Raw genomic sequence first — 20,501 nt, 5'->3', positions numbered from 1 at the left:
GTATTCTCATATATCAACCCATAGTAAATCCACTTTCAAAATTTCACATTTTTTACAAAACAATGACTAACAGGAATGGAATAATCGGGCTAACCATTGTGTTGGCTCTTATTAGCGCCTATTACCTTTCGTTTACGTTCGTTTCACGTAACATTAAAGGAAAGGCAGAAGCTTACGCAACGGACGCTTCTGGCAAAATAGACGACAAGAAAAAACAGCATTATATTGATTCACTTTGGCGTGAGGATGTCTATTTGGGACAAACTTTGCAGGAAGTAATGGAACGCGAGCTTAGCCTTGGTCTTGACCTTCAGGGTGGTATGCACGTAGTTTTGGAAGTTGCTCCGGCGGAAATTCTTAAAGGAATGGCTGGTGGAAATGCACGTAGTGCTGCATTCCAGAAAGCATTAGCTGCTGCACAGGCGGATAAAAAAGCGGATAACAAAGCGTTTGTAAAAATCTTTGTTTCAGCATTTAAAGAAGCTGCACCAAATACAAGTCTTGCCAGCGTTTTCGCTACAAGTGCTAACCGTACTAAAATCAACAGCAATTCTTCGGACAGCGACGTTGTTAAAATGTTGAATACAGAAATTGACGGTGCGATTGACAGAGCATTTCAGATCACGCAGGCTCGTATTGATAAATTCGGTGTAACAAACCCGAACATTCAGCGGTTGCCAGGTACTAACCGCGTTTTGGTAGAACTTCCTGGTGTTGATAATCCGGAACGTGTTCGTCGTTTGTTATCAGGCGCTGCGAAACTGGAATTTGCACAAGTATATCTTACCAATGAATTGGCACCTGCTATTGATCAGTTGGGTTCTTATCTGGCAAAAGAAGATGCAAGAATTAAAGCTGCCGGAAAACCTGCTGCTGCAACTTCATCAACTGATACTACTAAAAAATCAGGCGCAACAGGATTAGCTGCTCAGCTTGAACAAAAAAGTGATTCTGCTAAAACTGATACATCTGCTCTGGCTGCTCAAAGTGCTGCATTGACAAGTCTTTTCGTTCCTATGCCACAAGGTTTAGGTGTTTATTTGAAAGATACTGCTCGTGCTAATGAAATGTTGGCTCGTCCGGAAGTTCGTTCGATGTTCCCTGCTGATCTTGTTTTCATGTGGGATCGTAAAGGAACTGCTGGTACAAACAACCAGTTGATCCTTCCTTTGTATTTTATCAAAAAACAAAATGGCCAGGCGGCTATGGAAGGTGATGTGATTACTGACGCGACACACGACTATGATGACCGTGGTCGTCCGGAAGTAACGATGCGTATGAACGGTGAAGGTGCTCGTAAATGGCGTACATTGACAGCCAACAGCATTGGTCGTCCGGTTGCGATTATTATCGATAATCTTGTTTACACAGCTCCTACGGTTCAGGGTGAAATTCCAAATGGTAATTCAAGTATCACAGGTAACTTCACAGTTGAAGAAACAAAAGATATGTCAAACGTGCTTAAAGCGGGTAAATTACCAGCTCCAACGCACATTGTTGAAGAAGCGATTGTTGGTTCAACTTTGGGATCAGAAGCAATTACTGCCGGTGTGTTATCATCTGTGATCGGTTTGATCGTAATTCTTGTGTTCATGGTAGCGTATTACAGTGGCGCAGGTTTTGTTGCTGATATTACACTGCTTTTAAACTTGTTCCTTCTTTTGGGAGTAATGGCTTCTCTTGGAGCTGTGCTTACGCTTTCAGGTATCGCGGGTATCGTGCTTTCTATTGGTATGGCCGTCGATGCGAACGTACTGATTTACGAAGGGATTAAGATTGAAATTGAGGCAGGGAAGCCGTTTAAGCTCGCTGTTCAGGATGGTTTTAAACATTCAATGACAGCGATTATTGACTCCAACGTTACAACGCTTTTAACAGGTATCATCCTTTACACATTCGGTTCAGGTCTTGTTTTAGGTTTTGCTACTACGCTTGTTATTGGTTTGCTTACTTCTTTGTTCACAGCGATATTCATTACAAGATTATTTCTTGAATATCAGATCAGCCACGGAAAAGTTTACAAATTCTATTCTGGTTTGACTAAAAACTGGTTTAAGGATAATGACTTTGATTTTGTATCGCAGCGTCGTCGTTTCTACATTATTTCTACCATTATCATGGCCATTGGAGTTGGGTCATTCATCTTCAAAGGATTCGGACTTGGTATTGATTTTAAAGGTGGTCGTTCTTATGTAGTTCGTTTTGATAAAAATGTTGAAACGGATGAAGTACGTGAAGTAATGAGCGCAGCGCTTGGAAACTCACCGGAAGTAAAAACTTTTGGAGGATTTGACCAGGTTAAAATCACAACGGACTACCTGATTGAAGATACTGCTCCTGATGCTGATCAGAAAGCAGAAACGAAAATCATGGAAGGCGTTTCAAAAGTAAAAGACAATAAAGGAACAATTGTAAGTTCTAATAAAGTAGGTCCAACCATTGCATATGACACGATGATCAATGCCTTGTATGCGATTTTACTTGCCCTGGCTGCCAACTTTGTTTACATTTTCTTACGTTTCAAACGACTTGCATTTAGTTATGGAGCGGTAATGTCTCTTGCGCATGACGTAATCATTTTGCTGGCTGTTTATTCGTTGTTTAACGGATGGTTGCCATTCTCACTTGATATCGACCAGGCGTTTATCGGAGCGATTCTTACAATGATCGGTTATTCAATGAATGATACGGTGGTAATTTATGACAGGATCCGTGAATATTTGAAAGATGATAAAGCGACAACAGAATCTTTGCCAACAATTATTAACAACGCCTTGAACAGTACGCTTAGCCGCACAGCTGTAACCGGTATTTCAGTAATGCTTGTATTGATCGTGCTTATGGTATTTGGTGGTGAAGTAATTCGTGGATTTACATTCTGTATGTTACTGGGTGTAATTGTAGGAACATATTCTTCACTATTTGTTGCTGCACCGATCGTTGTTGATATTTTACAACGTGAAAAAATTAAGCAAGCTTCTCTGGCCGTAACAGGCGGTTCAGACGCTGCTTCAACAAAAGGAAAAATTGTAAAAGCGTAAGTGTTTAGATAATAAAAGGGGGAAAGTTTTTTACTTTCCCCCTTTTTTATTCTGCATATGCCAATAATGAACAAATTTTATTTTAGTTTTAGGGTATAACGACATAATATTTACAAAAACTTTTTATGGCAAATCAACTCTGGGTCAAAAAGCCTATTGACAAATTATTACAGGAATCAACTGGGGAAGGTAATCAGCTAAAACGCACACTCGGACCTGGCAGCCTTGTGGCATTAGGTGTCGGAGCAATCATTGGTGCAGGTTTATTTTCTATTACAGGTGGTGCGGCGGCCAATCAGGCTGGTCCTGCTATCACAATTTCATTTATGGTTGCAGCGCTTGGTTGCGCCTTTGCAGGTCTGTGTTATGCAGAATTTGCTTCGATGATACCAGTTGCTGGTAGTGCTTACACGTACTCTTATGCAACGATGGGTGAGTTCATCGCCTGGATCATCGGATGGGATCTTGTGCTGGAGTATGCAGTTGGAGCTGCTACGGTAAGTATAAGCTGGTCGCGCTATTTAATTAAATTTTTGGAGGGCTTTGACGTACATCTCCCCACCGCGCTGACAGTTGGGCCCTGGGACGGAGGTATTGTCAATCTTCCTGCTGTATTTATTGTAATTCTTGTGAGTTTGCTGCTCATGAAAGGTACAGAGGAAAGTGCGAAAGTGAATGCTATTATTGTAGGCTTGAAAGTTTCGGTTGTTGTTATCTTCATCGTCTTGGGATGGCAGTATATCGACAATTCTAACTACATTCCTTACATCCCTGATAATACAGGTACATTTGGTGAATTCGGTTTCAGTGGCATTGTCCGGGCGGCGGCCATTGTGTTTTTTGCCTATGTTGGTTTTGATGCCGTTAGTACAGCTGCTCAGGAAGCAAAAAATCCTAAAAAGGATATGCCTATCGGAATTTTAGGATCACTTATTATCTGTACAATTTTGTACATCCTTTTTGCACACGTTATGACCGGGGTAACCAATTATACTTCATTCAAAGGTCAGGATGGTATCGCACCAGTGGCGGTTGCTATTGAACATATGGGAAGTACAGATGCGTCAGGCGTAATTCACCCGGATTATCCCTGGTTGAACCGCGCGATCATTGTTGCTATTTTAGGTGGTTATGCTTCGGTAATCCTGGTAATGTTATTGGGCCAGAGCCGCGTATTTTTCAGTATGAGTAAAGATGGTTTGCTTCCACGTATTTTTTCAAGTGTACATCCAAAATATCAGACGCCGGTCAGAAGCAATTTCATGTTCATGTTATTTGTAAGTTTGTTCTCTGCGTTTGTGCCTGCACGTGTTGTTGGTGAAATGACGAGTATTGGAACACTTTTCGCGTTTATCCTGGTTTGTATCGGTATTATTGTGATGAGAAAACAAATGCCCGATGTTCCTCGTGGATTTAAAACGCCGCTTGTTCCTTTGATCCCAATTCTGGGTGTTGGAACCTGCTTTTTCATGATGGCATTTTTACCGCTTGATACCTGGATTCGTTTGTTCGTGTGGATGATCATCGGATTTGATGTGTATCTATGGTATGGTATCAAAAACAGCTTCTTATCAGACGGACAAGCTTCGACAGTTCTGAACGGCCGCAAGGTTGCAGGATTGACAGGAATTGTCCTTGCTGTAATTCTTGGAGGTATCGCCATTGCACATAACGCGATGACAAATGGTGAACAAGCAGGGTTGTTCTACTTCTCAATGATTTTTGCAGTCGTTCACGTAATTCTTTTTGGATTATCGCAAATGAAGAAGGCTTAAAAAGACATTGGATATAAACGAAAAAAAGCTTCCCGTCAGGAAGCTTTTTTTCGTTTAACGATATTGAAGATTGCTTAAAGTCTTGCCAAAACTCTTTCAGAAACGGTTTGTCCAATAGAAAGCGAAGAAGTTGCGGCCGGCGATGGTGCGTTACAAATATTGATAGCACCCTTATTTTCAATGATTGAGAAGTCGTCTAATAATCCGCCGTCATGGTCACAAGCCTGCGCACGAACGCCTGCTCCACCAGGAATCAGATCATCACTTTCTATTTCCGGAATTAATTCCTGTAAAGCTTTTGTGAATGCTGCTTTTGAAAATGAACGATAGTATTCACCCATACCGGTCTGCCAGTATTTCATCGCCACTTTTCTAAATCCTGGCCATGCAAGTGCTTCAAATAATTCCGGGAAATTGATATCTGTTTTTTTATAACCTTCTCTCTTAAAAGCAAAAACGGCATTAGGGCCAGCCTCTACGCCTCCTTCTATCATACGCGTAAAGTGAACGCCCAGGAAAGGGAAATTAGGATCAGGAACAGGATAAATGAGGTTCTTAACCAAATGATGCTTTTCCGGTTTGATTTTATAATACTCGCCGCGGAAAGGAATAATTTGAACTTTGATTTCTTCGGCTTGCGTCAACTGAGCAACTTTATCAGAATATAATCCGGCGCAATTAACGACCAGTTTTGTACTATAAATATTTCCGGAAGCAGTAATTACTTCGCTATTTGAAGTCAGGCTTTTTATATTGACAACTTTTTCGCCAAAACGGATTTCTCCGCCCAGTTTTTGAAATATTTCGGCGTATTTTTCACTGACTGCAGTGTAATCAATAATGCCGGTATAAGGCACTGCAATTCCTTCCAAACCATTCACATGAGGCTCCATTTCACGGATTTCACCAACGCTGATCATGCGGTTTTTGGTCAAACCGTTTTGCATACCACGATCATAAAGATTCTTTAAAAGCGGAATTTGCTCCGGTTTTGTTGCAACCACTATTTTTCCGCAAAGATCATAAGGCACACCTTCACGATTACAGAAATCCAGAAGCATATCATAACCACGAATACAATTGGTAGCTTTTAAACTTCCCGGTTTGTAATACAATCCTGAATGAATAACACCGCTGTTATGTCCGGTTTGATGTTTGGCGACACCGTTTTCTTTTTCTAATAACAAAACCTTTAAAGCCGGTTTTTGTTCTTTTATACGAAGCGCGGTGGCCAGGCCAACAATGCCGCCTCCGATAATGATGATGTCATGCATATTTTAAAAACTTGGAAGCACAGAAGAAAATGTTGAAACTTACTTGATTTCCTTTTCTTGTGTAAAACTACTCTCTTCTCTTAAAATATTTTATGAACGTAATATTTATTGTCCAAAAATTCCTTTAACCGCAATATAAAATAGAGTAGAATACATTGATATTACGGTCATATTTTGATCTATCCAAAGCAGTATATACTTCCAATTGTTGGGCCGGTCCAAATATTCGTCGTGTAGTGCTTTATACAAAGAGTGATAGCACCCCAGATACAGAAGAGGTATCACTATGATGGAGATATATAAACTAAATGGTAGCGATAAGGGTAAAAAACGGCTGTTTACAATTATGAAATAAGAAAATATAGCCGATAATAAGATCAGTATAAAAACTGTTGAATTGAAAATGAGTGAATTATTTATTTTTAGCCCTACGGCCTTGCTTAAAATATAAGCAAGGCCTCTTAAAGCTACATAAGCCAATGGTATATAAGTGAAGTAATCAATAATTATCCAAAACATAAACTATAAATCTTAGATATATATTGAATCTTTCCTTTTCAGCAAGTTAGCTTGTTGCTTATAAATCAAAAAACTCTCACTTTCCCAAGTTATTATAGTTACCCCGGAAATGAAATCTTCCCCATCGTCACACTAGGCACGCCTTCGCGCTCACCAAAGGCAACTTCTCCGCCAGCAACTGTTTCGTTGGCTAAAACGGCAAATAACACGGCCTCCTTGGCATCCCCTGACACGCCAAGATCATCGATAAGAGATAAATGGCAGTTTGGTAGTTGTTCATGAATGGCATCCATCAGCACAGGATTATGAGCACCGCCGCCGCTTGCATAAATTTTATAAGTTTCATCCGGTTTGATCATGCGAATAATGGCGCTTGAAATAGTATCCGCACTAAATCTTGTCAACGTAGCAAGAATATCTTCGTGAGATATTCCGGACAAATGATTTTTAAGAATCAGGTCATTCACAAAATCCTTATTGAAAACTTCCGGTCCTGTTGTTTTTGGAAACGGCGCTTCAAAAAATGGAAGAGATTTCAGTGCGTCCAATAATATTTCATCAACTGAACCACTTGCTGCAATCGCGCCATTATCATCATAAGGAATATTGAAAAACTGACGGGCAAAAGCATCAATCAAAGTATTTCCGGGACCAGTATCCGTTGTGAAAATAGCGGATGGATCCAGAGAGCCGGGCAAAAATGTAAAATTGGCAATACCACCCATATTCAGTAAAATCCGGTTTTCTCCTTTTTGGGAAAACAAAAAATAATCCCCGTAAACAGCAAGCGGTGCGCCTTCTCCGCCTGCGGCTATATGTTTTTGCCGGAAATCGCTAAGGGTAATAATTCCGGTTGTAACCGAAATATGATCTCCGTCTCCTATTTGTAAAGTTGAATTTGGAAAACCCGGAAGATTATGCTGTTTTTTTGGTGCATGAAAAACCGTTTGTCCGTGACTTGCGATAAGATCGATTTCCTCTGGTTTAATATTCCATTCTTTCAAACATTCCAGAATCATTCGGCCATGTTCCAGTCCGATTTTCGGGTTTAAGACGCATAAATGCTGAAAGTCTATTTCCCGTTTCGCAAAAATCTCTCGAATGTTATCACGAAAATCTTCTGTGAATGAAACCGTTGCAAATTTCTCAACTTCCAAAATGGTATCCGTTCCGCTTCCCTGGATTTTACAAAGTGCAACATCCAGTCCGTCCAGTGATGTGCCGGACATTAGTCCTATGATGCGTCTCGAAGGCTGGTTGGCAATCTCAGCCAGACGAATGACATGATTTTTCAAGAATGTGTTGGGTTTGGTTTAAAAGAAAATGAGCTGCAAAATATCGATTTTGCAGCTCATTTTCTTTATTTTTATTGAGGATTTGAAGGTGTTGCCGCCTGAGGTGGCTTGGCTCCCCGGTTTTTGTTACCGTTCCTGTTTTTCTTCTTTTTCTTCTTTTTCTGTTCTTCGCTGTATTTCCGATCCAGATTAGCAAGATCACTATTCAAAGATTGAGCGCCTCTGTCAAGTTTCTTTTCAGGTTCCGGAGTCAGAATTTCAAGTGATTCAGGAATCACATTGTTCTTATTCAGTTCCATGATTTCAAGAACCTTATCGATCGCAACAGGATACCAGTTAGTGTCTTTTTCAAAACCAAACCACATGATCTTTTTGAAAATGTCGGTTTTTTGAAGCGTCGCAGTTCCTTTTTTTGTTTTCAAGGGAACATCTACCGTTGGAATATCACGCAGAGCGTCGATATAAGTTTCCAGTTCGTAGTTCAGACAGCATTTTAATCGTCCGCATTGTCCTGAAAGTTTTGCAGGATTCAGCGAAAGATTCTGATAACGTGCAGCCGAAGTTGAGATATTTTTAAAATCGGTAAGCCAGGTTGAACAGCACAGTTCCCGTCCGCAAGAACCTAGTCCGCCTAAACGGCTTGCTTCCTGACGAAGGCTGATCTGCCGCATCTCAATCCGAACCTTAAATTCAGAAGCCAGAGATTTGATCAATTCCCGGAAATCAACACGTTCTTCGGAAGAATAGTAAAAAGTAGTTTTGGTATTATCCGACTGAAATTCAACGTCTGATAATTTCATATTCAGTTTCATCTCACGGATAATTTCCCGTGTACGATAAAGCGTAGGCATTTCACGTGCCATCGCCTGAGTGTGTTTGTCCAAATCTTTTTCGTTCGCAATCCGGTAAATAACATGAATGTCATCACTGATCGCAACGTTTTTACGCTTCATCTGAAGGCGTACAAGCTCGCCCTGTAAGGAAATCGTTCCTATATGCTGGCCAGAAGCCATTTCACAAACTACATAGTCGCCGGTGAAAAAATCCAGTTGATTTATATTACGGAAATATTCTTTTCTTCCGCCTTTGAATTTAACTTCAACAACGTCAAACTTCTGGCTTGCAGGCACATCCATGTGGCTGAGCCAGTCGAAAACGTTCATTTTATTACATCCACCTGTACCACAGGTTCCATTGCTTCCACATCCTGAGACGGCCGATCCTTCTTTAGTACCGCACCCGCCGGATGCACATGATCCACATCCCATAGTTCATCGTCTTCATCAAGAGTTATAACGAATTAAATCCATACCGATGTCGTGTCTGAAATATTTTCCCTCAAACTGAATCGCTTGCGCGGCGCGCTGAGATTTACGGACTGCATTTTCCAGGGAATTTGCTACGCCGGTCAAAACCATCACGCGGCCTCCATTTGTCACGACTTCGGTATTTGCATTAAATGTGGTTCCTGCATGAAACAGAAACACATCTTCAAGCTTATCATTGCCGGAAATTACTTTCCCTTTTTCATAGTCTCCTGGATATCCACCCGATACAAGTACCGTTGTAACAGCCACTTGTGGAGAAATCGTCATTTCAATATCCTGTAAAGTACCTTTTGCAGTCGCTGCCAAAAGTATCAGGAAATCAGATTGTATACGAGGTAAAACCACTTCTGTTTCCGGATCACCCATACGCACATTGTACTCAATGACATAAGGCTCACCTTTGATATTCATCAAACCGATAAATATAAATCCTACATATTTGATCCCTTCACTTTTCAATCCTTGAAGCGTAGGTTTTACAACTTTCTCTTCAACTTTTCTAAGGAAATTGGCATCAGCAAATGCTACGGGCGAAACGGCTCCCATTCCTCCGGTATTCAGCCCGGTATCGTTTTCGCCGATTCTTTTGTAATCTTTTGCTTCTGGCAAAATTTTGTAATGATCGCCATCACAAAGTACAAATACGGAAAGTTCAATTCCTTTTAAAAACTGTTCAATTACGACTTTATTTCCTGCTGATCCAAATTTGCCGTCAACAAGCATCTCTGTAAACGCAATTTGTGCATCCTTGTGTTTTTCAGCAATAATAACACCTTTTCCTGCTGCAAGTCCATCTGCTTTGAGAACAATTGGTAAGGCATGGTTTTCAATATATTCAAGACCGCTTTCCAATGTTTCTGCCGTAAATGTGCGGGAAGAAGCTGTTGGAATATTATATTTCTGCATAAACAGCTTCGAGAAATCCTTGCTTCCTTCAAGCTGGGCACCGGCTGCATTTGGTCCGATAATCTTGATTTTTGCAAGATCAGCCCGGTTTTCAAAATAATCTACGATTCCATTTACGAGCGGTTCTTCCGGACCGACAATCACTAATTCAATATTGTTGTCAAGAACTGCTTTTGCAACTGAATCAAAATCATTATAAGAAATTGGAATATTTGTCGCCACGTTGGCGGTGCCGGCGTTTCCCGGCGCTACAAACAAACTGTCACAAAGAGGGCTTTGGGCAATTTTCCAGGCAAAAGCGTGTTCACGTCCGCCTGATCCCAATATAAGTACATTCATAACCTGATAATAATAATTTTAACGAACAAAAACAATACAGGCAAAATCCTTGCCGGATTGCATTTTAATTCGCCAATTCCGATAAAAACTTAATTCGCACGAGTCTTAATTCCTCTTCGCTGACATCGTCGCCTGAGAATTCGTCAAGTGCTGCTGCGATATTATCTGTTTCTGCACTCATGAAGTAATCATAAATATCCTGCTGACGTTCTTTGTCAATCACCTGATTGATGTAGTAGTCAAGATTCAATTTGGTGCCTGAGTAACAGATATGTTCGACTTCCTCAATAACATCGCCAAGGGCCATATTCTTGACATCGGCAATTTCGTCCAGACTAATTTTTCTATCAACCTGCTGAATGATAAAAATCTTGATCTTGGATTTGTTAACCGTTGATTTTATGACAACATCTTTCGCCGTTTCAATATCATTTTCATCAACATAACGAGTGATCAGATCAATGAACTGGCGACCGAATTTCTGTACTTTTCCCATCCCGACGCCGTTAATCTGCGCCATTTCCTGTTGTGTGGTAGGATAGGTTGTCGCCATTTCTTCCAGAGACGGATCCTGGAAAATAACGTAAGGAGGAAGATCTTTTTCTTTGGCAACTTTTTTACGAAGCGCCTTCAACATACCCAAAAGTGCTTCGTCATAAGCATGTGCGCTGCCGCCTGATGCTGAATCTGCACTGTCATCCTCCACTTTTACCTCTTCTTCTTCGAAGTTGTGGTCTTTGTAAAGTGTTACCGGATATGGATCATTGATATAATTCAGACCTTTTTCTCCAATTTTAAGAATGCCGTAATTTTCAATATCTTTTTCAAGATAATTTAAAATCACCAGCTGGCGAATTGTTGAAATCCAGTAATCACGGGATTCATTCAATTCTACGCCTTTTCCAAAAACATCCAGTTTGTCATGTTCGTAACTACGGACGTATTGATTATCAGTAGCAGTGATCAGATCGGTAATATGTTCACCATCAAAACGTTGTTCGGTAAGTTGAACGGCACGAAGTACGAGAACCACTTCATCCTGAACCTTTGTTTTTTCTGTTGGTTTGATACAATTGTCGCAGAAACCGCAATCCTTGTCAAGATATTCACCAAAGTAACTTAAAAGCTGTCTTCTCCGGCAAACACCCAACGTTGAATAAGCTACCATTTCATTCAGCAAATGGCGGGCGTTATCGCGTTCGGTAACCGTTTTATCCTTATTGAATTTTTCCAGTTTCTGAATATCATCATAGCTGTAAAACATCAGACAATTACCTTCCAGACCATCACGACCGGCACGACCCGTTTCCTGATAATATCCTTCCAGCGATTTTGGCACATCGTAATGAATTACAAAACGAACATCCGGCTTGTCAATTCCCATTCCGAATGCAATGGTGGCCACAATAACGTCCACTTCTTCATTCAAAAAAGCATCCTGGTTGGCCATACGCGTATTGCTGTCAAGGCCGGCGTGGTATGGAAGTGCTTTTACGTCATTAACAGAAAGTAATTCAGCAATTTCTTCAACTGTTTTACGGCTCAGGCAATATACAATCCCAGATTTGCCCTTGTTGTTACGGACGTAGCGGATCAGTTGTTTTTTAGTATCTTTTTTAGCGCGGATCTCATAATAAAGATTTTTACGGTTGAAGGAAGACTTAAAAGTCTCGGCTTCTTCCATTTGTAAATTTTTACGGATATCCTGCTGAACTTTTGGTGTGGCAGTAGCAGTAAGCGCAATGATCGGCAGGTTACCAATGTTTTCGATAATCCCGTAAATGCGGCGATATTCCGGGCGGAAATCATGTCCCCATTCAGAGATACAATGCGCTTCGTCAATAGCGACAAAAGAAATTTTAACTCTTTTCAGAAATTCAAGATTTTCTTCTTTTGTCAAAGATTCCGGTGCGATGTAAAGAAGTTTCAAACTTCCGTCCAGTGCATCGTTTTTTACTCTCGTCATCTCCGCCTTCGTCAGCGTCGAATTAAGAAATTGTGCGTTAATCCCGAATGCAGTCAGCTGATCTACCTGATTTTTCATAAGGGCAATAAGTGGAGATATAACAATCGTCATACCGTCTGTCACCAATGCCGGCAATTGATAGCAAAGTGATTTTCCTGCTCCCGTTGGCATAATAACGAAAGTATTTTTGCCAAGCAGAATATTTTGAATGATAACCTCCTGCTCTCCCCGAAACTGACTGTAACCAAATATTTCTTTGAGTCTTTCTTTTAATGTGTCTAAAACGACATTATCAACCTGCTTTACCATACTTTGTCAACAAAATGGATATCCCAAAAGTCTCTATCTTTGTCTTTGATCTTAATAATTGGAATTAGTTCTCAATAAAACTGTAATTCAGATTTGAAATTAATAAAAAATATTCAGTCCATCGCAAAGAATGTGATACTGCACGAAGCTATTGCTTTACAGAATCTTGTTGAAAGGATTGATGACGAATTTGAAAAATGCGTATATGCCATTTTAAATTCCGGTGGCCGGGTGGTTGTTTCGGGAATTGGCAAAAGTGCAATCGTTGGACAGAAAATTGTTGCGACGCTTAATTCTACTGGTACTCCTGCATTATTTATGCACGCTGCGGACGCAATTCATGGAGATTTGGGCATGATCCAGGATAATGACGTGGTTATGGTTTTATCAAAAAGCGGGGATACGCCAGAAATAAAAGTACTTGTTCCACTGTTGAAACGGACCGGAGTTCCGATCATCGCGATGGTCAGCAATACTGAATCTTACCTTGCCCAGCATGCGCAATTTATTTTGAACGCATACGCTCCGACCGAAGCAGATTCGCATAATTTGGCACCGACTACGAGTACCACATTATCAATGGCTTTGGGAGATGCACTTGCAATTTGTTTGCTTGAAGCCAGAGGTTTTACCCGTCAGGATTTCGCAAAATATCATCCTGGCGGCGCATTGGGGAAAAGATTATATTTGAAAGTCTGTGATATTTATCCCAACAATACGCTTCCGATTGTTGATGAAAATGCTACGTTAAAACAGGTTATTATGGAAATCACTTCCAAAAGACTTGGTGTGACGGCTGTCAATAATGCCGATGGAAAAATGGCTGGAATTATTACGGATGGAGATTTAAGACGGATGTTAAATCAGCATTCTGGTGAAGAACTTTTACATTTGAAAGCTTGTGATATTATGACATCGTCTCCAATTTGTGTTGATCCTGAGGATTTTGCAGTGAAGGCTTTGGAAATTATGCAGTCCAAAAGTATTACGCACGTTGTAGTGGTTGAAGAAAATATTGTCAAAGGATTTGTCCATCTGCACGATTTATTACGCGAAGGTTTAGTATAGTCAAGGAAAATTGAACATAAAAAAGGCTTGAAAATTGAAAGTTTTGCTTTCTTTTTTCAAGCCTTTTTATTGAAATTATTTTCTCAGAATTATCTCAAACGGTTCGATTGCTGAACGGTTTTTTCATCCTTACGGATGTAACGGTTAGCCATCACGTTAGCAAGCATTGCAGCTACCAGGCCGTAAAATCCTATTGTGTAATCACCAGGGATTTGTGGATCAAATAACTTGGCTGCTTTGTAAAAAGTTAAATAAATAACAAGTCCGAGAAGCGTGCTCATCAAAATGGAATTAACTGCGCACAAAGCAGACTGCAAAACCCGGTTACGAAATTTAACCAGTGAGAACGCGGCAACTCCCGCAATGATGATGGCAAGAACCAATAAATATGGAACGGAGTCGATATTTGACTGAACCGGATTAATCTGATGTGTCAGTTTGAGAGCTGTCAGGGAAATCTGCTGATCTCCTGCGGCTGCTATCTTAGTCCAAACAGGAAAGGAAACAAAAATGCCCATTCCTATAATCGTAATGGCTAAAAAAATGGATTGGATGCGTTGCAACATGTTTTGTAGTAATTAATGTTTTGCAGATAAGGTGCAAAATTAGTAAAGACCCAGATTATGAAAAATTTATTTGAAAGAATCATTAAACAACAACATCCCCATACAAATCAAACTCCTCAGCGTTATTAATTTTTACATTGGCAAAATCTCCCAGACGAACATATTGAGTTGCCGGAACCAGCACTTCATTATCAACTTCCGGAGAATCGAATTCTGTGCGGCCGATAAAATGTCCACCTTCAACACGGTCAAAAAGAACTTTATAAGTATTACCGATTTTCTGTTGATTTAATTCAAAAGAAATTCCTTGCTGTAATTCCATGATCGCATCTGCACGTTCTTGCTTGATTTCAGCAGGAATATCATCAGGCATTGTGTAAGAATGCGTATTGTCTTCATGCGAATACTGGAAAGCTCCCAAACGGTCAAAACGCATTTTTTCAACGAACTCATATGTTTCATCAAAAAGTGCTTCGGTTTCTCCCGGGTGGCCAACGATCAATGTCGTACGCAATGTTATTTCTGGTAGTTTTTCACGGATAGAATAAATCAAAGATTCCGTTTTCTCACGTGAAATTCCTCTGCGCATTGATTTCAAAATTTCCGAAGAACCAGATTGCAATGGCATATCAAGATATTTACAGATATTACTGCGTTCTTTCATTACATCCAGAACATCCATTGGAAAACCTGCGGGGTATGCGTACTGTAATCTGATCCACTCAATGCCTTCAACATCAGAAAGTTGAGCCATTAGATCGGATAAATTCCTTTTTTTGTAAATATCCAGACCATAGTAAGTAAGATCCTGAGCGATCAGGATTAATTCTTTGGTACCACGTTTGGCCAAGGATTTTGCTTCTTTTACCAATTCATCAATCGGGCGTGAAACGTGACCTCCACGCATGATTGGAATAGCACAAAAACTGCAAGGTCTGTCGCAGCCTTCTGCAATTTTCAAATAAGCATAATGCGTAGGTGTGGTAAGCAGACGTTCGCCAACAAGCTCATGCTTGTAATCTGCTTTCAGTGTTTTAAGCAAACGTGGAAGTTCATTGGTACCAAACCAAGCATCTACGGTAGGAATTTCAACAGAAAGTTCGTCTTTATAACGGTGCGATAGACATCCTGTTACATATACTTTATCAACAATCCCGGCCGCTTTTGCATCAGCATAACGAAGAATCGTGTTGATGGATTCTTCTTTTGCATTATCAATAAAGCCACATGTATTGATCACTACAATCTGGGAATTATCCTTTTTTGATTCGTGCGTAACATCGAATCCGTTTCCCTTTAACTGGGTATATAAAACTTCTGAGTCAACCAGGTTTTTTGAGCAACCAAGCGTGACAATATTTACTTTATTTGTACGTATTCCTTTGGTTTTCATAGGATGTAGCTATCGGCCGTTAGCTTTTAGCTATTAATTTTTATTGAATAGTAATTCATTACACAACCGGAAGTCAGAAAAGTTTCCTGTGAAGTAGTTGATAATGAACGGTCAAACGGGGTGCAAAGTTCGTGAAAAATTGAATAGCAATTTCTATCAGGCGATAGAATAGTTTAGTTCTCGAGATTTATTTATTTCGGAGATATTATATTTTAATTTTTCGGGTTGCTTTTATTCTGGAAATACTTCTGCTAGCGTGAATAATATTCAATACTTCAACTCTAACCATGGTAATCTTATAGATCACCAGATAGCTTCCACAACGAATATTTCTATACTTTTTTGACTTTGTTGCCAGATACCGGCATTCCGGATGATGTAAATAGTCTTTGGACAAAGATTGAATTTGCAGATTTAATTCATCGATAAAAATGCTTGCAGAAGCATGTGAAAAGGTTTCAATCCCATACATGAATATTTCTTCAAGGCTTAGCAAAGACTGCTCGCTAATTACTACTTCGAGTATTTCGTCTTCCAATTATTTATACGTTCTGAAGCCTGCTGAATAGTATAAAATGGGCCTTTTTCAGCCTCTTTAATCATACCCTTAAATTCATCTTCGTTCATGGATGGACCTTGAACTACAAGACTATTTTTTGAAGTTTTTAATTTGCCCATAATCAAAGATAAAAATTTATCTGATGACGACTAAATCTTTTTAAACAAAGAATCAACAAATTCACTCCGGTCAAAAACCTGTAAATCTTCCATTTTTTCTCCTACACCAATATATTTGATTGGAATTTTGAATTCGTCAGAGATGCCGATTACCACGCCGCCCTTCGCTGTTCCGTCTAATTTCGTAATAGCCAAAGCTGAAATTTCTGCAACCTTTGTAAATTCACGGGCCTGAATTACAGCATTTTGTCCCGTACTTCCATCCAAAACCAGTAAAACTTCATGCGGTGCATCAGGAATAATTTTCTGCATCACGCGCTTGATTTTCGAAAGCTCGTTCATCAGATTAACTTTGGTATGTAATCTTCCGGCGGTATCAATAATGATCACATCCGCATTGATTTCCATACCGCGTTTTAAAGCGTCATAGGCAACCGCCGAAGGATCTGTATTCATTCCATGATCAATCACAGGAACATCAACACGTTTTCCCCAAAGTTTTAATTGTTCAACAGCCGCTGCACGGAAAGTATCCGCCGCACCTAACACAACTTTATGTCCACGGGAATGGAATTGATGTGCAAGCTTTCCAATTGTAGTCGTTTTTCCCACGCCATTTACACCGACTACCATAATTACATATGGTTTTGGCAAATGTTCCGTTTCAAAACTGTCGGTTACGTCAACAGATTTATTTTCTGTAAGCAATGATGCGATTTCTTCCCGTAAAATAATATCAAGCTCAGCCGTCGTTGCGTATTTATCTCTAGCAACACGCTCTTCAATACGCTTGATAATTTTTACGGTTGTTTCAACACCTACATCAGAACTTACAAGGATATCTTCAAGTTCGTCGAGCACTTCTTCGTCAATAGTTGTTTTTCCTACTATTGCACGTGAGAGTTTGCCGAAGAAACTATCTTTGGTTTTTTCGAGACCTTTGTCTAATGTCTCTTTTTTTTCTTTTGAAAAAAACCCAAATAAACTCATAGTCAGATGTATAGGTTAAAATCGAATTTTGTTAGTATGCCAAAAGTATCTATTACTTTCGCATGAATGTTTTTACAACCCAAAAATAAAACAAAAAAGTCCCTCTTGGGACTTTTCGGGCAATCTAATATAAAAACCTTTGAAACATAAGGGAGTAAATCACCTTAGTTTTTAAGGGCACCTTGTACACCATCGATAGGCACCATTTCTTCTTTGAAGGTCCAGGCTCCTGTTTTTGGAGACTTAACGGCTTTAATCACTTTGGCAAATGATTTACCGCCTTCTTTTTTCAGGGTAGCAACTACTTTCTTTGCCATGTCTGTATATAGTTAATATGTTATTGTATATATTAAATGCTATTGTAATTACGACATATCGCTCACCTCTCGGTCAGCAAACATTAAAAGTAATTACTTAATCTCTTTGTGAAGAGTATAACGTCTTAGGAAAGAATTGAATTTTTTCAATTCCATACGACCTGGCGTATTTTTCCGATTTTTTGTCGTTACGTAACGTGACATTCCTGGTACACCTGTTGTCTTCTGTTCGGTGCATTCCAATATAACCTGTACTCTATTACCTTTCTTAGCCATTACTTTACATCGTTTTACAAATAGGACTGCAAAAGTAAGAAGATTTCATATTATTTAAAAAACATATTTCAAATAAAATTTAGATAAATAATAAATTTGAAGAATTTACAACCAGTTATTTTGTGTTAAATATCTGACAATTAGAATTTTAAATCCAATATTAAATTTGCAGTATCTAACGATTTGCAATATACAATAGGGAAATCTAAGACAAACTTGCTTTCTTCGTGTAGTGATTAATCGTAGAAACCGATAATCTGGCGGAATTACTTTAAATATGTTTAAAAAAATGGCACTTAAAAAATTTACTTCTCTGGCAACAATTGCCATAGCTGCCTCAATCTGGATCGGCTGTTCTTCTGCGGAAGACAAGGCCAAGTATGATACTTACTATGGTACGGGCAGCAAAGCTCGTGAAGCAACTGCATTAACAGTGCTTCAGGCTGAAAAAAGAGATGCACCTGAACCTGAAAAAACGCCTGCGGCCGCAGCTCCTGCGGCAAAAGCTGACACTGCCAAAGCTGCACCTGCCGCTGAAGGCGCAACACCTGCGGCTACGGAACCTGCTCCTGAGGCAAAACCAAAACGCAAACCAGTACCTGCTGACGTATCAGCTCTGTTGAATAAACATGCTTGTTTGGCATGCCACAATCCTTACGAAAAAATTATCGGCCCTCCTTACGCGGAAGTTGCCAAAAAGAAATATACAGTGGATCAGATTGTTGAATTGGTTCATGCTCCGAAACCTGAACACTGGCCTGGCTACCCTCCAATGGCTCCAATGGCCCATGTTCCAAAGGCAGATATTGCTGTGATTGCAAACTGGATAAACTCTTTATAAGTTGATTTAACGCAGTTTATTATAGAAAAAACGGGTCGTTCATATGGTGGACGGCCCGTTTTTGTATCTTTGCCATAGAATTTTTAACCAACATGACCGAAAGCATACTCAATCCAACGGAGCTGACCGAAGAACTTATTGCCACTTACGAAACTGTAATTGGTCTTGAAGTGCACTGCCAGCTATTAACAGAATCGAAATTATTCGCTCAGGACCTGAACCGTTTTGGTGCTGAACCAAATACCAATATAGGCCCGTTGACACTTGCGTTGCCGGGAACTTTGCCAAAACTGAATAAAAAAGCAGTTGAATATGCGGTTCGTATGGGACTTGCTTTAGGTTGTTCTATAAGCAGACGCACGATTTTTGATAGAAAAAATTATTTTTATCCGGATCTTCCAAAAGGTTACCAGATTTCCCAGGACAAAAAACCGATTTGTGAAAATGGCGGGATTACGATTTCTGTGAAGGGAAGTGACGGGAAATTATATGAAAAATATATCCGTTTCCACCATATCCATTTGGAAGAAGATGCCGGAAAATCTGTTCATGACGGAAGTGATACGGATACGTTACTGGATTATAACCGTGCAGGAACTCCGTTGGTAGAGATGGTATCTGAACCTGATTTAAGATCGGCGGAAGAAACGGGTGCTTTTGTTACGGAAATTCGCCGTTTGGTACGTTATCTGGATATCAGTGATGGAAATATGGAAGAAGGCTCGCTTCGTTGTGATGTGAACGTTTCGCTTCGTAAAAAAGGAGAAACCAAGCTTGGGACAAAGGTTGAGGTGAAGAATATGAACTCCATCAGGAATATGATGCGGGCAATTAATTTTGAAACACGCAGACAAATTTCCATGCTTGAAAGCGGTGAAACAATTCATCAGGAAACCAGAATGTTTGACGTCGAAAGCGGAAAAACTTATGGAATGCGTGTAAAGGAAACGATGAATGATTATCGTTATTTCCCGGATCCCGATTTAAGTCCAGTCGTTATTTCGGAGCAATGGTTAAGTGAAATTACGGAAGCGATGCCGGCTTTGCCTCAGGCTTTACGTGAGAAGTTTACCAAAGTTTACGGGGTTCCGGTTTACGATGCGCTGGTATTGACGGATACAAAGGAAATGGCGGAATATTTTGAAGCGGTTTGTGCCAAAACTTCTGCCTACAAAGCTGCGTCTAATTGGCTGATGGGCTCGGTGAAATCTTATGTGAATGAACATGACGGAAACATTGAATCTTTCCCGATTTCAGCACAGATTTTGGCTGAGTTAATAGAACTGACAGAAACAAACCTAATCAGTAATTCTGTTGCCACGCAGAAAATATTTCCAATCCTTTTAAGCGAGCCGGAACGTTCGCCAAAAGAGATTGCAATTACAAATAACTGGCTGCAAAACAGCAATACAAATGAGTTGGAATCGTTGGTAGATGAGGTTATTGCATCAATGCCTGATAAGGTGGCTGCTTACCGGAAAGGTAAAAAAGGTTTGTTGGGTTTGTTCGTAGGTGAAATTATGAAGAAATCGAACGGAGCCGCGGACCCGAAAATGGTTAATCAGTTGCTGGCGCAGAAATTGTAAATCTAATAAAATTACAAAGGAGAATATCGCATAG

General features: G+C 40.0%; 16 protein-coding genes. 5 read left to right on the top strand and 11 right to left on the bottom strand.

Annotation, left to right across the window (positions count from 1 at the left end):
- Positions 1 to 62: 62 nt before the first annotated feature.
- Both secDF and IEE83_RS27605 read left to right on the top strand, forming a co-directional pair.
- Positions 63 to 3,041: a protein translocase subunit SecDF gene (gene secDF, locus IEE83_RS27610; protein WP_194123987.1), complete on the top strand. Its 2,979-nt coding sequence runs from the start codon at positions 63 to 65 to the stop codon at positions 3,039 to 3,041.
- A gap of 125 nt (positions 3,042 to 3,166) precedes the next feature.
- The gene (locus IEE83_RS27605; protein ID WP_194123986.1) at positions 3,167 to 4,816 is read left to right on the top strand and encodes an amino acid permease; all 1,650 of its coding nucleotides are present in this window, start codon (positions 3,167 to 3,169) and stop codon (positions 4,814 to 4,816) included.
- 74 nt (positions 4,817 to 4,890) lie between these two features.
- On the opposite strand, the gene lhgD is transcribed toward IEE83_RS27605, so the two are convergent.
- From lhgD to recQ, 5 genes are all read right to left on the bottom strand, one after another.
- Entirely contained in the window at positions 4,891 to 6,090 is a 1,200-nt protein-coding gene (gene lhgD / locus IEE83_RS27600; protein WP_194123985.1) for an L-2-hydroxyglutarate dehydrogenase, read from the bottom strand.
- Positions 6,091 to 6,707: 617 nt separating this feature from the next.
- Positions 6,708 to 7,904 carry an anhydro-N-acetylmuramic acid kinase gene (locus IEE83_RS27595; RefSeq protein ID WP_194123984.1) on the bottom strand — a complete coding sequence of 399 codons (1,197 nt, stop codon included), beginning with the start codon at positions 7,902 to 7,904 and terminating at the stop codon, positions 6,708 to 6,710.
- A 71-nt stretch (positions 7,905 to 7,975) separates the two neighbouring features.
- On the bottom strand, positions 7,976 to 9,067 hold the full coding sequence (locus IEE83_RS27590) for a PSP1 domain-containing protein (RefSeq protein WP_228102099.1): 1,092 nt from the start codon (positions 9,065 to 9,067) through the stop codon (positions 7,976 to 7,978).
- A 120-nt stretch (positions 9,068 to 9,187) separates the two neighbouring features.
- Complete coding sequence (gene purD, locus IEE83_RS27585; protein WP_194123982.1) at positions 9,188 to 10,477, bottom strand: phosphoribosylamine--glycine ligase; 1,290 nt, start codon at positions 10,475 to 10,477, stop codon at positions 9,188 to 9,190.
- Positions 10,478 to 10,541: 64 nt separating this feature from the next.
- A complete protein-coding gene (gene recQ / locus IEE83_RS27580; RefSeq protein WP_194123981.1) occupies positions 10,542 to 12,752 on the bottom strand; it encodes a DNA helicase RecQ in 2,211 nt (736 codons plus the stop codon).
- 93 nt (positions 12,753 to 12,845) lie between these two features.
- On the opposite strand from recQ, the gene IEE83_RS27575 reads away from it, so the two are divergent.
- Positions 12,846 to 13,820 (top strand): KpsF/GutQ family sugar-phosphate isomerase, encoded by a 975-nt coding sequence (locus tag IEE83_RS27575; protein WP_194123980.1) that lies wholly within the window; start codon positions 12,846 to 12,848, stop codon positions 13,818 to 13,820.
- An 89-nt stretch (positions 13,821 to 13,909) separates the two neighbouring features.
- Here IEE83_RS27575 and IEE83_RS27570 read toward each other — a convergent pair whose 3' ends face one another.
- The 6 genes from IEE83_RS27570 to rpmG form a co-directional block, all read right to left on the bottom strand.
- A complete protein-coding gene (locus IEE83_RS27570) occupies positions 13,910 to 14,386 on the bottom strand; it encodes a DUF4293 domain-containing protein (protein ID WP_194123979.1) in 477 nt (158 codons plus the stop codon).
- An 82-nt stretch (positions 14,387 to 14,468) separates the two neighbouring features.
- Positions 14,469 to 15,779, bottom strand: coding sequence for a 30S ribosomal protein S12 methylthiotransferase RimO (rimO, locus tag IEE83_RS27565; RefSeq protein WP_194123978.1), 1,311 nt, complete (start codon positions 15,777 to 15,779; stop codon positions 14,469 to 14,471).
- Positions 15,780 to 15,984: 205 nt separating this feature from the next.
- Positions 15,985 to 16,317 (bottom strand): type II toxin-antitoxin system RelE/ParE family toxin, encoded by a 333-nt coding sequence (locus IEE83_RS27560; RefSeq protein ID WP_194123977.1) that lies wholly within the window; start codon positions 16,315 to 16,317, stop codon positions 15,985 to 15,987.
- A gap of 170 nt (positions 16,318 to 16,487) precedes the next feature.
- A complete protein-coding gene (gene ftsY, locus IEE83_RS27555) occupies positions 16,488 to 17,447 on the bottom strand; it encodes a signal recognition particle-docking protein FtsY (protein ID WP_194123976.1) in 960 nt (319 codons plus the stop codon).
- 164 nt (positions 17,448 to 17,611) lie between these two features.
- The gene (locus tag IEE83_RS27550) at positions 17,612 to 17,764 is read right to left on the bottom strand and encodes a DUF4295 domain-containing protein (RefSeq protein WP_159469047.1); all 153 of its coding nucleotides are present in this window, start codon (positions 17,762 to 17,764) and stop codon (positions 17,612 to 17,614) included.
- Between the two features lie 93 nt (positions 17,765 to 17,857).
- Positions 17,858 to 18,040: a 50S ribosomal protein L33 gene (gene rpmG, locus IEE83_RS27545; protein WP_090340284.1), complete on the bottom strand. Its 183-nt coding sequence runs from the start codon at positions 18,038 to 18,040 to the stop codon at positions 17,858 to 17,860.
- A 289-nt stretch (positions 18,041 to 18,329) separates the two neighbouring features.
- Here rpmG and IEE83_RS27540 point away from each other — a divergent pair, with 289 nt between their 5' ends.
- Together IEE83_RS27540 and gatB are read left to right on the top strand one after the other, a co-directional pair.
- Positions 18,330 to 18,881, top strand: a complete 552-nt coding sequence (locus IEE83_RS27540) for a c-type cytochrome (protein ID WP_194123975.1) — start codon at positions 18,330 to 18,332, stop codon at positions 18,879 to 18,881.
- 92 nt (positions 18,882 to 18,973) lie between these two features.
- Positions 18,974 to 20,467 carry an Asp-tRNA(Asn)/Glu-tRNA(Gln) amidotransferase subunit GatB gene (gene gatB, locus IEE83_RS27535; protein WP_194123974.1) on the top strand — a complete coding sequence of 498 codons (1,494 nt, stop codon included), beginning with the start codon at positions 18,974 to 18,976 and terminating at the stop codon, positions 20,465 to 20,467.
- Positions 20,468 to 20,501: the final 34 nt, after the last annotated feature.

The organism is Dyadobacter subterraneus, from assembly GCF_015221875.1.
GTDB lineage: Bacteria > Bacteroidota > Bacteroidia > Cytophagales > Spirosomataceae > Dyadobacter > Dyadobacter subterraneus.
This window is presented reverse-complemented; position numbering and strand designations above follow the sequence as displayed.

Coding starts and splice junctions, on each gene's coding strand:
- secDF (WP_194123987.1), top strand. CDS start 63: ATGACTAACAGGAATGGAATAATCGGGCTAACCATTGTGTTGGCTCTT.
- IEE83_RS27605 (WP_194123986.1), top strand. CDS start 3,167: ATGGCAAATCAACTCTGGGTCAAAAAGCCTATTGACAAATTATTACAG.
- lhgD (WP_194123985.1), bottom strand. CDS start 6,090: ATGCATGACATCATCATTATCGGAGGCGGCATTGTTGGCCTGGCCACC.
- IEE83_RS27590 (WP_228102099.1), bottom strand. CDS start 9,067: ATGAACGTTTTCGACTGGCTCAGCCACATGGATGTGCCTGCAAGCCAG.
- purD (WP_194123982.1), bottom strand. CDS start 10,477: ATGAATGTACTTATATTGGGATCAGGCGGACGTGAACACGCTTTTGCC.
- recQ (WP_194123981.1), bottom strand. CDS start 12,752: ATGGTAAAGCAGGTTGATAATGTCGTTTTAGACACATTAAAAGAAAGA.
- IEE83_RS27570 (WP_194123979.1), bottom strand. CDS start 14,386: ATGTTGCAACGCATCCAATCCATTTTTTTAGCCATTACGATTATAGGA.
- rimO (WP_194123978.1), bottom strand. CDS start 15,779: ATGAAAACCAAAGGAATACGTACAAATAAAGTAAATATTGTCACGCTT.
- ftsY (WP_194123976.1), bottom strand. CDS start 17,447: ATGAGTTTATTTGGGTTTTTTTCAAAAGAAAAAAAAGAGACATTAGAC.
- IEE83_RS27550 (WP_159469047.1), bottom strand. CDS start 17,764: ATGGCAAAGAAAGTAGTTGCTACCCTGAAAAAAGAAGGCGGTAAATCA.
- rpmG (WP_090340284.1), bottom strand. CDS start 18,040: ATGGCTAAGAAAGGTAATAGAGTACAGGTTATATTGGAATGCACCGAA.
- IEE83_RS27540 (WP_194123975.1), top strand. CDS start 18,330: ATGGCACTTAAAAAATTTACTTCTCTGGCAACAATTGCCATAGCTGCC.
- gatB (WP_194123974.1), top strand. CDS start 18,974: ATGACCGAAAGCATACTCAATCCAACGGAGCTGACCGAAGAACTTATT.